At 56.4% G+C, this 13,521-nt stretch carries 13 protein-coding genes and 1 tRNA gene; 7 read left to right on the top strand and 7 right to left on the bottom strand.

Annotated elements, in window-relative coordinates; translation table 11 throughout:
- Positions 1-27 precede the first annotated feature (27 nt).
- From MUY21_RS02385 to MUY21_RS02375, 3 genes are all read left to right on the top strand, one after another.
- A tRNA-Thr gene (locus MUY21_RS02385) sits at positions 28-103 on the top strand.
- Positions 104-999: 896 nt separating this feature from the next.
- On the top strand, positions 1,000-2,028 hold the full coding sequence (locus MUY21_RS02380; RefSeq protein ID WP_248408793.1) for a glycosyltransferase family 2 protein: 1,029 nt from the start codon (positions 1,000-1,002) through the stop codon (positions 2,026-2,028).
- Between the two features lie 30 nt (positions 2,029-2,058).
- On the top strand, positions 2,059-3,948 hold the full coding sequence (locus tag MUY21_RS02375) for a GtrA family protein (RefSeq protein WP_248408792.1): 1,890 nt from the start codon (positions 2,059-2,061) through the stop codon (positions 3,946-3,948).
- A gap of 497 nt (positions 3,949-4,445) precedes the next feature.
- Here MUY21_RS02375 and MUY21_RS02370 read toward each other — a convergent pair whose 3' ends face one another.
- The 5 genes from MUY21_RS02370 to MUY21_RS02350 form a co-directional block, all read right to left on the bottom strand.
- Positions 4,446-5,657 (bottom strand): hypothetical protein, encoded by a 1,212-nt coding sequence (locus MUY21_RS02370; RefSeq protein ID WP_248408791.1) that lies wholly within the window; start codon positions 5,655-5,657, stop codon positions 4,446-4,448.
- A 166-nt stretch (positions 5,658-5,823) separates the two neighbouring features.
- Positions 5,824-6,039 (bottom strand): hypothetical protein, encoded by a 216-nt coding sequence (locus MUY21_RS02365; protein ID WP_248408790.1) that lies wholly within the window; start codon positions 6,037-6,039, stop codon positions 5,824-5,826.
- 138 nt (positions 6,040-6,177) lie between these two features.
- Positions 6,178-6,393 carry a helix-turn-helix domain-containing protein gene (locus tag MUY21_RS02360; protein WP_242110745.1) on the bottom strand — a complete coding sequence of 72 codons (216 nt, stop codon included), beginning with the start codon at positions 6,391-6,393 and terminating at the stop codon, positions 6,178-6,180.
- A gap of 167 nt (positions 6,394-6,560) precedes the next feature.
- Complete coding sequence (locus MUY21_RS02355; RefSeq protein WP_248408789.1) at positions 6,561-7,379, bottom strand: hypothetical protein; 819 nt, start codon at positions 7,377-7,379, stop codon at positions 6,561-6,563.
- 51 nt (positions 7,380-7,430) lie between these two features.
- On the bottom strand, positions 7,431-8,588 hold the full coding sequence (locus tag MUY21_RS02350) for a site-specific integrase (protein WP_248408788.1): 1,158 nt from the start codon (positions 8,586-8,588) through the stop codon (positions 7,431-7,433).
- Between the two features lie 304 nt (positions 8,589-8,892).
- Between MUY21_RS02350 and MUY21_RS02345 the strand changes: the two genes are divergently transcribed.
- On the top strand, positions 8,893-10,152 hold the full coding sequence (locus MUY21_RS02345) for a glycerate kinase (protein WP_248408787.1): 1,260 nt from the start codon (positions 8,893-8,895) through the stop codon (positions 10,150-10,152).
- Between the two features lie 35 nt (positions 10,153-10,187).
- On the opposite strand, the gene MUY21_RS02340 is transcribed toward MUY21_RS02345, so the two are convergent.
- The gene (locus MUY21_RS02340) at positions 10,188-10,754 is read right to left on the bottom strand and encodes an NAD(P)H-dependent oxidoreductase (RefSeq protein ID WP_248408786.1); all 567 of its coding nucleotides are present in this window, start codon (positions 10,752-10,754) and stop codon (positions 10,188-10,190) included.
- Between the two features lie 115 nt (positions 10,755-10,869).
- Here MUY21_RS02340 and MUY21_RS02335 point away from each other — a divergent pair, with 115 nt between their 5' ends.
- Positions 10,870-11,760, top strand: a complete 891-nt coding sequence (locus tag MUY21_RS02335) for a LysR family transcriptional regulator (protein WP_248408785.1) — start codon at positions 10,870-10,872, stop codon at positions 11,758-11,760.
- Positions 11,761-11,768: 8 nt separating this feature from the next.
- Here MUY21_RS02335 and MUY21_RS02330 read toward each other — a convergent pair whose 3' ends face one another.
- Positions 11,769-12,092 carry a metalloregulator ArsR/SmtB family transcription factor gene (locus tag MUY21_RS02330; RefSeq protein ID WP_191285200.1) on the bottom strand — a complete coding sequence of 108 codons (324 nt, stop codon included), beginning with the start codon at positions 12,090-12,092 and terminating at the stop codon, positions 11,769-11,771.
- 228 nt (positions 12,093-12,320) lie between these two features.
- Between MUY21_RS02330 and MUY21_RS02325 the strand changes: the two genes are divergently transcribed.
- Both MUY21_RS02325 and MUY21_RS02320 read left to right on the top strand, forming a co-directional pair.
- On the top strand, positions 12,321-12,671 hold the full coding sequence (locus MUY21_RS02325; protein ID WP_248408784.1) for an AtpZ/AtpI family protein: 351 nt from the start codon (positions 12,321-12,323) through the stop codon (positions 12,669-12,671).
- A 28-nt stretch (positions 12,672-12,699) separates the two neighbouring features.
- Entirely contained in the window at positions 12,700-13,503 is an 804-nt protein-coding gene (locus MUY21_RS02320) for a F0F1 ATP synthase subunit A (RefSeq protein WP_248409173.1), read from the top strand.
- Positions 13,504-13,521 lie beyond the last annotated feature (18 nt).

The following is a 13,521-nucleotide window of genomic DNA, read 5'->3' as shown; positions in this document are numbered from 1 at the left end:
CGCAGAACCCCTTAAATCCCCACCAGTGCCCCTATAGCTCAGCTGGTAGAGCAACTGATTTGTAATCAGTAGGTCCGCGGTTCGAGTCCGTGTGGGGGCACCATTTTATCTATAATATCAATGATTTGCGCGATTCTGCGATGCGGCGAAAATGAGCTGGAAAAATCCGGAAGCATATCGGAAGCAGGTTTAGGGGTGTGGCAAGCGCGATACGGTCAAGCGATAGATTCGGTTTGCCGCTATCATTCAGTAAACTTCTCGGTGTTGAGAATATGCTATCGCAGCAAAAATTGAAGGAGAGCACCGGTATTGTTCAACAAATCTACTCTAATTGCGAGCCTCTTATTGGCGCTGTCGAGTTCCCCATTGGCCGCGCGTGAGACTGTTCTTTATTGCGTTGCCAAACACACGGTGGGAGTGATTGCCGAGAACGGAGACTGGAAGCCGAGCTACGAAAACGAAGCATCGGGTAAAAGTATACCATCCGCTTTTCTGATGACTTCAGTCAGGTTGTTGGTGTGGAAGGAACTGATACCGTTTACAAATGCCAGCGCGCATTTCCCACCAAAGCTCCGGATGTCGTGACCTGCCTAAACTCTAGAGTTGCGACTATGGTATTTAATTATTCCACAGAAACTGGACGCTTCCTTTTAAGCATGGTTTCGCCCGGTGGCTGGCTCGGCGTGGATATGAAGAGAGCACATGAAATTGGTTTGTTAAGTGATCATATTGTAATGGGCGAATGCCAGAGTTTTTAGCATTGACGGTGTGAGGCGTGCAAATGCGCCGTTCAGGCATTTCGGCCCAGACCGGCATTCGAATGATGAGCTGCCAATGGCGGCTCCCAGCTGATTTGCGCGACAGAGTCATTATCAAACACGGGTAGAGACGGTTTTGCACAGTGTGCTGCTTGGCTGTGTTGAGCCTACCGCGCGTTGTTTTCAATTGGCACACAATAGGCCTTCTGCGGACACCTTTATGCCATTTTTCGATCACTAAATGGAGCAAGCCATTTTAACCGCGAGAGAAAAGTTGAAACATTTTAAGGTCGATAGCAAGGCCTCCTTGGGCCTTCAAGATACCCGCTCAATCACGCTGATCGTGCCGATTTATAACGAGGAAGCGAGCATCCCTACGTTCCTTGACAAGGTGATGTCGGTCCTTGGCGAGATCGAGCCGGAAATTCGCTTTGACATTCTTTTTGTCAACGATGGTAGCCGGGACACGACGGAGCAGCTGATCCTTAATACCGCCGCTGAGCGCGACAATATCGGACTGATTAACCTTTCGCGCAATTTCGGAAAAGAGGCTGCATTGCTCGCCGGCCTACGCAAGGCCAGGGGTGACGCCGTGATTCCTATCGACGTTGATCTGCAGGATCCGCCTGCGGTGATCATCGAGATGATCGCGCTCTGGCTGGATGGGGCGAAGGTGGTGAATGCGCGCCGTGTCCGCCGCGACAACGATACCTGGCTCAAGAAACAGACAGCGAACGCTTTTTACCGCATCTTCAACGCTATGGCCGAGCACCCGATTCCACGCGGGGTCGGTGATTTTCGTCTACTCGACCGTGAAGTTGTTGACGCAATCTGCCAGCTTGGTGAACGCTCGCGCTTCAACAAGGCGCTCTTTTCTTGGGTCGGGTTTGAGGCGGAAGAGGTCACCTATGATCGTCCGGCACGGACCGCGGGGGAAACCTGCTGGTCCTATTGGAAACTATGGAAACTAGCCCTGGACGGGATATTCGCCTCGTCTACCATCCCTTTGCGGATTTGGACCTATATCGGCATGTTGATGGCCTTTGCGTCGCTGGCATATTCGGGATTTATTTTCACCAGAACGCTGCTGTTTGGCGTTGATGTTCCCGGTTATGCCTCGACGATAATGCTAATCCTTGTCTTCGGGGGCATCAATATGTTCGCGCTTGGAATCATCGGTGAATATGTCGGTCGCATCTACACCGAGGTCCGCCAGAGACCCGTTTATATCATCCGCTCGCAACACCTCGCCAAAAACACGGAGATCTGACGTGTTCGTATTCCGTTCGGATCGTCGCGTGTGGCGGTTGTCCTTGAAAAGGTTGATATCGCTGTGATTGGGCAAATAATCCGCTTTGGTGGCGTCGGTGGCGTTGCAACACTTTTGCACGTCTTCGTCGCGATGATGGCGCGTGAGGCGTGTGGCCTTGCCCCGCTAGACGCGAATTTTACGGGATTTCTCTGCGCCGTCCTCTTTTCCTACATTGGGCATACGCGTTTCACCTTCAGACGCGCTGTGAAACCGAGCGACCAGTTCCTGCGCTTTGTTATTGCCGCGCTCGTCTCGCTTGGAACGAGCAGCTTTCTCGTTTGGTTGCTCGTAAGCGTTATGGGAATTTACTTTGCCATTGCCATGATGGCGGTGACCGTTGTGGTTCCGATGATGAGCTATCTCATGTTTAGATTTTGGGTTTTTGAGAGCGCGCGCGAACGCACAAGACCTGACTGGATCGGATTGGGGCTTGCTGCCGCGCTATCGCTAATCGTGCTGGCAGTATTCTGGGGCCGCGAGATCAATCACGATACAGCATGGTATCTGATTGCCACGCGCGATTGGCTGGCAGGGCAAGGGCTTTATACCAATATTAGCGAGGTAAACCCGCCCCTCAACTTCTACTTTACACTGCCCGCGATCGGGTTTGCCGAACTGTTCGGGATCAGTGACACGAACGGGGAATATCTGGCGCTAGCGGTTTTGCTGTTCGTATTCTTGGTTTGGTGCCGCGCGATCATTGAGGACTCGCTTGGGTTTTCGCCCATGCGTGGTTCGCTCTTGCTGATCGGGATTGGGGTGTCACTGGTCGTGCCCGCCCTGAATGATTTCGGCCAGCGCGAGCAGGTTTTGGTTATCCTAAGCATGCCTTGGCTATTGGGTGAGGTGAGCGAAAAACCTGCGTCGATGCGACAGCAGATCGTGCGCGCCGCTGTGGCCGCATTGGGCGTCTGCCTTAAGCCCCATTTTGTGGTTTTTCCGCTGGCAATAACAGTTCTGAAAATCGTGCGACAGCGCTCGCTAAGGCCTATCCTGTCGCCCGCGAACCTGGCGTTTCTCGCCGTTGGTCTTACCTTTATCGCCTTCGTCGCGACCGTCCATCCTGCCTATTTGACAAAGATTGTTCCGATGGCACGTGAAGTCTACGGCGCTTACGGCGCACCGTTCGCAAGCGTGTTCGTCAGAATTTCATTCGAACTACTCTTAGTGATGCTGCCTGCCGTTATCCTACTCGTTGCGCGGCGGGACAAGGCAGGCGTTGCTCCGTTCGCCTTTGTCGCGCTTGCGGGGCTGGGGTCGTATTTTTTGCAAGGGACAGGTTTCAGCTATCACGCGATTCCCTTCCGTGCCTTCGCGCTTGTCGCTTGCATTTTTGTAATTTTGCGCGCGCGCCGCGTGGATCCTGCGGTGATTGCATCAGCCGTGGCTGTCGCTGGCCTTTTATCATTCTTCGGCCTGCGCGGCTTTTATCATAATGGAGCGGCAAGGCAGATCGCCCATGTGGCCAAGGAGATCGGCGATGTGCACAGCCTGATGGTTCTCACCCCGCATGTTTATGCAGGACCACCTGCCGCAATCGCGATCAATGCGAAATGGGTAAGTCATTATTCTTCGAATTGGCTGGTGCCAGGTGCGTTAAACCGGATTGCGAAAACCGACTGCGCAAAGCATCCTGACACCTGCACAAAGCTTGAAGCCATCGCCGCGCGGAATCGCTCCGATAACATTTCAGATATCGCCAGATATCAACCAGAACTCCTCGTCATCGACCGGGATTCAGGGTATTTTTCGACGCGCCGGTTTCCTTGGCTAACCTTCATGGCACAAGATCCCGCTTGGTCTGGCATTATTAGCCAGTATCAAGAGATCAGGCAAACCGACCGCTTCACCTATTTTCGGTATATGCCAAAATCATAGGCAGTCTTAGCAACTTCTGTGGTTGCCGCCCATTGTGCAAGGGCCTCTGACGTCTGGGCGTGGTGATCGGGTGTAGTATTCATCAAGGTCAGCGACCACATTAACTTCGCTCGGCGGGTGAAGGGAAGAAGGCTCTCAGATCAGGCAACATTGGCTGCGGAGTTACAAGCATCAAACGCTTCAAGCCGATAGTGACGGATGGTGAGAGCCGAACGGCGGCGGGCTGATGGGTCGAAGGAATTGCGGGTTGCGGACTCCATGAAAACAAAGCGGTGTAATCCACCCGGCGATTGGAAACCTTGCATCGTCGGCTCTCGTTTTCGGAAGGGCAAGGAGCTGTTCTCGGTGCGGCTATTGAGCCCCTTGTGGTAGCAATGATCAAGCCGAGGCGCGACCTTGCGCCTACGTATCGTAACATAGGCGCTTTCTGGGTTCTGACGGTTCCTATGTAAGGTAACATTACGTAGGCGGTCGGCTGGCCGGTCCCTACGTATACGTTACGTAGGCGGCGCGTCGGGTTGGCGGATGAACACATACCGGTCTTTGGCATCCTGCAACTGCTTGGCCGACCGTTCGGGGTTATCGTTCACCGCGTCTGTCATTCGTTCAGCAAACCCGCTGAACGCCACGGGCAGTTCTTCATGTTCCCAACCTTCCAGCGCCGCGATTGTGATGCAGGTGCCTGTCACCTGTTTTAGCAGGCTGGCAATGTGTTCCGCGCGGTGAACTTCCTTCATCGGGTTGGGGTCCGCCCCGCTGCGCATTTCGATCAGGTCGTCGTTCATTTCGGCGCACACGACGTCCCACAAGGGATGGTTCGGCCAGCGGGAACGGTTGGTGTCGGACGGGTCAGGTTCGGCGTATCGGACAAGCTCGCCCGTTGACCGACACAGATCGCCGTAGCGGTCAAAGAACTGCGCCCAAGTGCGGATGCCCCAAGTGTCTTTCAGAAGGTCTTTGCCCGCCCGGAACTCGACGCGCCAGACTTGGTTGTGTTTGGCTTTGTCCGCATCTGGGGTCAGGGGGCCGATGGGCTGTCCCTTATGTAAGGTAACAGCCGCGTTGGTATTGCCCAGACCATTACGTAACGTGTGGTTCCAGATATCCCACCAATGGGTCTTGCCACGGGCGATGACCTCGGATCGTTTGTTGTAAATGATCACTTGCCGGTTTGCGATGCTGCCCGCTGTGACGGATGACACCCAACCGGATTTACCATGCACGGCAATATCATCCTGTGCGACATGATCGCGCCGACCGGTGGAACTGTGCATCACCAGATTGTCCGGTTTCAGGGTCAGGTCATTCACCAGAACATCCACGCAGAAGTCTGCCCGCGATATGCTCACATCATCGGGACCAAAGCGGACGCCCAGACAGTCCAGAACACGCTCGCAATGCGCCTTGGCCGCGCCCAGACCATAGGTCGCCAGAAAGAACGACCCAAAGGTGATGCGAATGCCCCACTTGTCGCGCGCATTGGGTTTCTTGATCGCCCAGCTTGCACCATCAGGCCCGCCGTCCAGCAAGAAGCGATAGCCTTTCCCGCCATAGGGCTTGAGCAGGAATTGCGGACCTTCATAGGAGATCAGGAGTTCCCGCTGTTCATCCTCGGCGATGGCTTTCTGCGCTTCCAGATATTCAAAGAGCTTGGGGCCGATATTGGCCTGAATAGACAGCGCCAGCGTGTCAAAGCCACGATGCAACACGGTGTAATCTTCCGGCGTTTCTGTATTTCCAGAGGGGGGTGCTACTATCACCCCCCTCTTTGGGGTCGCCCCATTCGACCGGCGGGATGCGCCGCGCGGGTGGGAGCCTCCGGCGGGGTAGCTTTTGTTTTGGGGCCGTGAGTGGTGTTCGGTGTGGAGGTTCGGTTTAGTCATTGGTCTGTCTCGCAATCCAGTTCTCGGCGCGTTCCGCGCATTTGGCGATGTTCAGAAGGTCGGCATGGGCATAGCTTTGCGTGTTGTGCCAATCGCCCTGGCCGTCCTTGTAGGAGCGGGTGAAATCGACGGAATAGAAGCTGTCATTCTTCCAGATGGTGGCGGTGATCAGGCCAAGCCTGAACTTGAAGGCGGGTTGGTTTGACATGGTATTCCTTTCAAGGATTTGAGTTGATGGCAGACATAGAAAGGACGCAGGGTGGCGACACCCCGCGCCCCGTTTGAAAGCCTCTCGGCCCCAAAATCCCCGCAACCGCTACCAACTGTTGCGGGGCAAAACTGAATGTCAGATGGTTTGTGAGGTGTTGGACACCGTGCGGTCCGCGATCCACTTTTCCAGATCGGCGCGACGATAGCGGATCGACCGGGCGGACACTTTCACAAAGTCCGGTCCTCCGCCGCGATGCCGCCAGTTCTGCAAAGCGCGGACGGAATAGCAAAGGATCGACGCGGCTTCGCGTTCGTCGACAAGGGTGCTGGGTTTGGGTTGGTTGTGTTGCATTGTGTTGACCTCACGTTGGTTGGCGTTTGATTTGTGAGGTGAAGATAGGCGGGCGCACTAGACGCAAATAGACGACACGAACATTTAGTTCAGTGCACTAGGCTGCACTGAACTAATACCAATGAAAACAATTTGTTACGTGATTCCTAATAGTTCGGTGCATAGTTCTATGCAGGGCGTTTCGGTCCAGACAGCTTCCATGCTTCCGGTGCGGCAGCATCCCATATTCGTTTTTGAGCGCGTTCTGAAAGTTCAGGATATTCGGATTTCATATCCGCTAAGATGGAAACCTTCTTTTGCGGTGTTGGATTCGTGCTAACCAGCTCTTTCATCCAAATCAAGGCACGTTCCTCGTCTGACAATTCACGCAACGTATTCTGAAAAAAAGGTTGTTGCTGGTGCCAGTATTCAAACGCGGTTCTTCTTACCAATGCTATGGCGCACCCCATCGAAGAAATGGAGGGTGGCGCATTGATCGTTGAGTATGGAAAGCTATAGTCCCATCCCTTCCTGTCGGGCCAGGTCGACCAATCGACCACCAGACCACCATAAGTTATCAAGTCGAGTTCCTTAGCCTTGAAGGCGGCGATCAATGTTGCCTCAGCGTCCATCCGGCGCTGATACGCTGCGTTTTCTTGATGTTGGTAGTGGTCGGGTTTGCCAAGAGAAAATAGCTTCTGTTCTGCAACCATCCTACGATCACGGGTTGCTGCCTTATTCTCTCGAAACGCCACATATTCTTTATCGGACAAGCCGTCCGTCGGGGTCATTGCCAATTCAAGTTCTTGTTGGCGCAATCGGGACACATTCTTTTCAAGAGCCGCCCGTTCTTGCTCAATTTGTTCCCCGGTGAAATCTGGTACGGCAAATTGTTCCCGTCCGGTCCAGTCATCGGGAAATAAAGACAAGCCGACGCGAAAGAAGGCTTCGCCCAAATAATGGTAATGGCGCAGGTCTATTTGCAAATTGGGATGTGGCTTAGTCATGGCTATCTCGCGGCTTTAAGTGTCGCTCGTGATCTAGCCCAATGCCTAAGCCTACGCCACACTTCCCAGCGCACTTGCAAGCCGATTGGCAATCTGCCCCGCTGCTTTTTGCACTGCATCGTCAGACAGGTGCGCATATCGCAATGTCGTGGACAAGTTCTTGTGACCGAGAATTTCCTTCAAGGTGAATGGATCAATTCCGTTCATGACCGCGACTGATGCATAGGTGTGTCGCAGGTCGTGCACCCGCACATCACTCAATCCGGCCCGTTCCCGAATTTTGCGCCAAGGTTTTTGCAGGTCGTTGTAATAACCGTCTGAGTGCGACCCCAAGATCACATAGGGGTTGCCCACGCGGCGTTCCAATGTGTCCAGAAGCGCGCGGGCTTCGCGGGGCAGGGGAATGCGCCGCCGCCCTGTTTTACTGTCGGGCAATTCCAGATGGGTGCGGGTGACGTAATCCCATTTCAGCTTCTGGATTTCACCAAGGCGACACCCTGTCAGCAACAGCAAATAGAACGCGGCGAAAACGTATCGGGTGATTTCCCCGTTTTGCAGCATGTTCGCCAGAACCGTGCCAAGCCGTTCCTGTTCGCATTCGTCCAGATAGCGTTTCTTTTCTTCCTCTGGATACCGCTTGATCCGTTTCGTGGGATTGGTGTTCATGGGGCGCAGCCCCCAATCTTCGGCAAGGTTCAGCATTTTTGACAAAACCATAACGCCCCGGTTTGCCTGATAGGGCGTATCGCGTCGTTTCAGGTGAAACGCCTGAATGTCGGTGAAGGTGATTTCAGAAACCTTGATACTGCCCAGGACCGGATTGACGACACCGCGCAACAAGTTGCGGTAGTCGTATAGGGTGGTGGGCTTGCAATGCAGTGCCACATGATCGGTCAGGAACCGTTCCCCAAGCTCTTTGATCGTGGGGCTGCGCAAGCGCGCCTTACGTTCGGCTGACGGGTCAGACCCCCGCGCCACGTCCGCTTGCACCAGTTTGGCATCCCTGCGGGCTTCTTCGGCGGTCAGGAGGCCGTGCTGTCCGAGGTTCTTTCGCCGCGTCCGCCCATGCAACCGATATTGCACCACATAGACCCGCCGCCCTGTCGGGTAAATCCTGACCCCAAAGCCTGCCAATTCATCATCCCAAAGGATGCGTTCTTTGGGTTCAGGTGATAGGCTTTCGACAAGTCGCTTGGTCAGTTTTGGCATCGTCACTCCTACTGTTGAACACGAAATCCGGAAGCATATCGGAAGCACTGTGCAGCGTTTCGTGGCGTTCATCATGTAAGGTTGGCGTGTGAGGCGTCAATAAAAACCGTTTTAATTCATGCATTTATGGCGATTTGGCGCGGTGCAGCGAAAACCGGCGAAAACCCATTTTGGCCGTTTGTAATCAGTAGGTCCGCGGTTCGAGTCCGTGTGGGGGCACCATTCCTACAAAATCAAGCCTCTTGCCTTCTGTTACTCTGCATCAAGCTTGCTGATAGTCGACACGCCCCGCTATGGTTGCGCCATGATTGATGCAGCCGACAAAACCTTTCTGACCGACCTGTTTCACGCCGCCATCAGGGCCGCCGACCCTGAGCAGGTTTTGCGGGGGCATTTGCCTGATAAGCCGAAAGGCAGAACCGTTGTTGTCGGAGCGGGCAAGGGTGTCGCGCAACTTGCTGCCGCGTTCGAGGCGCTTTGGGCTGCGCCCGTCGAAGGTGTCGTGGTCACGCGCTATGGATATGCCGCGCCCTGTCAGCACATTCGCGTTCTGGAAGCGGCCCACCCGGTGCCGGACAAGGCCGGGCTGGCGGCGACCGAGGCGCTGTTTGGGGCGGTCAGCGGACTGGGCCCGGACGATCTTGTTATCGCACTGATCACGGGGGGCGGCTCGGCCTTGCTGCCTGCGCCGCCAGATGGTTTATCTCTGGAAGATGAACAGCAGTTGAACACGGCGCTGTTGGCGTCGGGGGCGCCGATTTCTGTGATGAATGCCATCCGTAAGCATGTGTCACGGATCAAGGGGGGGCGTTTGGCGAAGGCGGCCCATCCCGCAAAAGTCGTTTCCCTGATCGTCTCGGACGTGCCGGGCGATGCCCCGTCGCAAGTGGCGTCGGGGCCCACCGTGCCCGACGGTGCCAATCAGGCCGATGCGCTTGCGGCCATCGATGCGTGGGGCATTGATCTGCCCGCAGGACTGATCGAACATATTCGTGCAAATCCTGCGCCGGACCCCTCTGATCCGGTGTTTGCACAGAACCGGGTGACGGTCATTGCCTCGGCTCGGTTGAGTCTGGAGGCGGCAGCGGCGCGGTCCGCTGCGCAGGGCGTTCCGGCCTTCATTCTGTCCGATGCTATCGAGGGCGAGGCACGCGAAGTGGCAAAGATGCACGGTGCAATTACCCGCGAAACGCTCTCTCGTCATAGACCCTTCCAGCCCCCGTGCGTTCTGCTCTCGGGTGGTGAGACCACGGTCACGTTGAAGGGCACGGGACGCGGCGGTCGGAATACCGAATTTCTGTTGTCCCTTGCCATCACCTGCGCTGGTCTGGATGGGTTCACCGCCTTGGCGGCCGATACCGATGGGATCGACGGGTCCGAGGACAATGCCGGGGCATTTGCCGATGGGCGCAGCGCCGGGCGTTTGCGTGCGATGGGGCGGGATCCGTCCGCCATGCTGGCCCAAAATGACGCCTGGGGGGCATTTGATGCCTTGGGTGATCTGTTCGTGCCGGGGCCGACCGGCACGAACGTCAATGATTTTCGGGCGATCCTGATTCGATAAGGGTTTTGGGTGCCCGAGTGGCCTTCCAGCCGCTTTCAGGCGGCCAGCTTCTCGATGGTCGCGTCGGCCTCGGCGATGCCGTCGGCGCCTGCGGCGGAAACGAACTCGACATCCGAGATGCCCATGAAGCCCAGAATGAATTTCAGATACGGGCTGAGGAAATCATGTGGCGCCCCGATGGGTGTGCCGCCGGACGCGGTGACGATGATCGCGCGTTTTCCGGTCAGAAGCCCCTCGGGCGTACCGTCGTCGCGATACCGGAAGGTAACGCCCACGCGGGCCAGGTGATCGATCCATGCTTTCAGAGTTGAGGGGATCGAGAAGTTGTAGGTGGCGGCGGAAATCACGATCAGATCGGCGGCCTGCACCTCGGCGATCATCTGATCTGACAGGGCCAGCGCAGCGTTGTCCTGATCGCTGCGGGCTTCGGGAGGTGTGAAGGTTGCTGCGGTCCAGGCGGCATCCAGATGCGGAATGCCCTGCGCCAGGTCGCGGGTCGTGACGTCGACACCTGGGTATCTTGCGATCACCTTGTCCGCCAGTGCGCGTGAGATGGATCCGTCTGACCTGGCCGAACTGTCAATGCGAAGGATATGTGTCATGGTATGCTCCTGCTTGTGCTTTGACATACATATGAAGCCTTGCAAAATAGAACGCAATCTGCACGAAATCACAGTACATGTTTAAAATTGCACAGAACAGCGGCAGGACAGTCGAATGAAAGACTGGGATGAGATCAGAACGGCGTATCATGTGGCCCGTGCGGGCACGGTCAGCGGCGCGGCGGACGCTTTGGGCATCCATCACGCGACCGTTATTCGCCATATCGACACGCTGGAACGGCGGCTGAGTGTCAAGCTGTTTCAACGTCACGCGCGTGGCTATACGCCGACCGAAGCGGGGGCGGATCTGGCGCGGATCGCCCAGATGACCGAAGACCAGTTCAACCAGCTTGAAGGGCGGCTCAAGGGGCAGGGGGACGAGGTGTCGGGAAATCTGGTGGTCACCGCCTTGCCGGGCTTCTCGGCGCGGCTGGCCCCTGTCCTGACCGATTTCCAGTCCCGCCACCCGGATTTGCGGGTGCAGCTTCTGACGGGTGCACGCTTGTTTCGACTGGAATATGGCGAAGCCCATATTGCCATCCGGGCAGGTACGGCGCCGCAGGAACCGGACAATGTGGTGCAACCCTTTCTGGACGTGGCATTCGGGCTCTACGCCGCGCCCTGCTATGTCGAGCGATATGGCATGCCTGTGGAAAAGACACTGGACCGGCACCGCTTCGTTGGACCGGAAGAGACCAATTCCCGCGCCCCGTTCATGCGATGGTTGGCGCAGGTGGTTCCATCAGCGGATATCAGCTTTCGCGTCTCGGACGACGTCGCCATGCAAGAGGCGCTGCTGGCCGGGGCAGGTTTGGGGTTTGCCGTGCACGGCGCGTTGCCGGAACTGGTCGAAGTGCTGCCCCCGCGTCCCGAATGGGTGTCGCATCTTTGGCTGGTCACGCACGTCGATCTGCATCGGTCCAGCAAAGTGCAGGCGGTTCTGGCCCATCTGAAGGACGCTGCCCGCCATTGGGCGCAATCGGAACAGGGACTGACCCTGCCTTGATGGGGCGGTCACTCCCTCAGCTCAGCTTCAAGAAACCGCTCGAACGCGTCCAGGTTCACCGGTTCGAACTGCCCAAAGCTCTGCATCCAGACCGAGGCATCGCGCAGGGCGTCGGGTTCCAGCTTGCACCATTTGACGCGGCCACGTTTTTCCTGACTGATCAGCCCGGCGCGGGTCAGGATGCTCAGGTGCTTTGAAATGGCCGCCAGTGACATATCAAAAGGGTCGGCCACATCGGTGACCGCCATGTCATCTTCCAACAACATGGTCAGGATGGCGCGCCGGGTCGGGTCGGACAGGGCAGCAAAGGCAAGGTCAAGGCGGTTCTCCATGGCTATGGGTTAGGCGGGGGCGGTTTGATCGTCAACCAAATGGTTGAATAATGCAGATTTCGGGTTTTGCGGCGGTTTTCGCAGGGTGGCGATATACCCGTGTACCGTGTCATTCATGAAAGTGTTGTAAAACAACAGCTTATGGCTGTGTCTGTTGGCGCTAAAGGTCGTTGACTCATGCCCCCTCAGCCCTTAGCACATGCAGCAACCGTCACCGGAGGTATATCCGTGTCCAAAACTCCTGATGCTGAGCGCCTGAAAGAGCTTGAGGCTCGCTTAAAGGCCGCGAAGGGAGAGGACGAGGGAACCGCCACGGGGGACGAGGCCTATAACCAGGCGTCCTTTGCCTGGCAGATGGTCATAGAGCTTACGGTCGGTCTGTTGATCGGCTTTGGCATCGGATATGGGCTGGATGCGCTGTTTGGCACGAAGCCCATTTTCATGGTGCTGTTCATATTGTTGGGCTTTGCGGCAGGCATGAAGGTGATGCTGTCGACCGCGGCCCAGATGCAGAAGAAGGCGGAAGATGCGCAAAGCGCGCAAGATGCCGCAGAAGAAGAGGGTAACGGACGTGGCTGATCAAAGCGCAAAACAGGGTGGTGGCCCGATCATCAAGATTGCATTCTTTGTCGTTCTGGCGCTGGTCCTGATCTCGGGTCTGATTTTCGCTCCTGAGCATCCGGGTCTGGCCATTCACCCGATGGACCAGTTCGAGATCAAACCGCTGTTCGGCGGTGATCACCTGGGCACATTCACGCCGACCAACCAGACCTTGTGGATGGTGCTGGCGATCTTGGGGATCGTGCTGCTTCTGGTCGTTGGATCGCGTGGCCGCGCCATTGTGCCGACCCGTGGACAATCGCTCGCTGAACTGGCCTATGGGTTTGTCTACAAGATGGTCGAAGACGTGGCCGGCAAGGACGCCGTGAAATACTTCCCCGGCATCATGACCCTGTTCATGTTCATCCTGTTTGCCAACTTTCTGGGACTGATCCCGACATCCTTCACCGCAACCAGCCACATCGCCGTGACCGCTGTGCTGGCCCTGATCGTGTTCGTTTTCGTGACCGTTCTGGGTTTCGTGAAAAACGGCATGGGGTTTCTGGGCCTGTTCTGGGTGTCGGCCGCGCCGCTGCCGCTGCGCCCCGTTCTGGCGATCATCGAACTGATCTCGTACTTCGTGCGTCCCGTCAGCCACTCCATTCGTTTGGCAGGCAACGTCATGGCAGGCCACGCCGTGATCAAGGTGTTCGCGGGCTTTGCCGCCGCGCTGGGCGTGTTCAGCTTCCTGCCGATCCTCGCCATCTCGGCCGTCTATGCACTTGAGGTGCTGGTGGCCTTCATCCAGGCATACGTGTTCACCATCCTGACCTGCGTGTACCTGAAAGACGCCCTGCATCCGTCGCACTGACGGTTGCAGCCCGCTCAT

This window comes from Aliiroseovarius sp. S2029 (assembly GCF_023195575.1).
GTDB lineage: Bacteria > Pseudomonadota > Alphaproteobacteria > Rhodobacterales > Rhodobacteraceae > Aliiroseovarius > Aliiroseovarius zhejiangensis.
The sequence above is the reverse complement of the archived record's forward strand: the minus strand, read 5'-3'. Positions and strand labels throughout refer to the sequence as shown.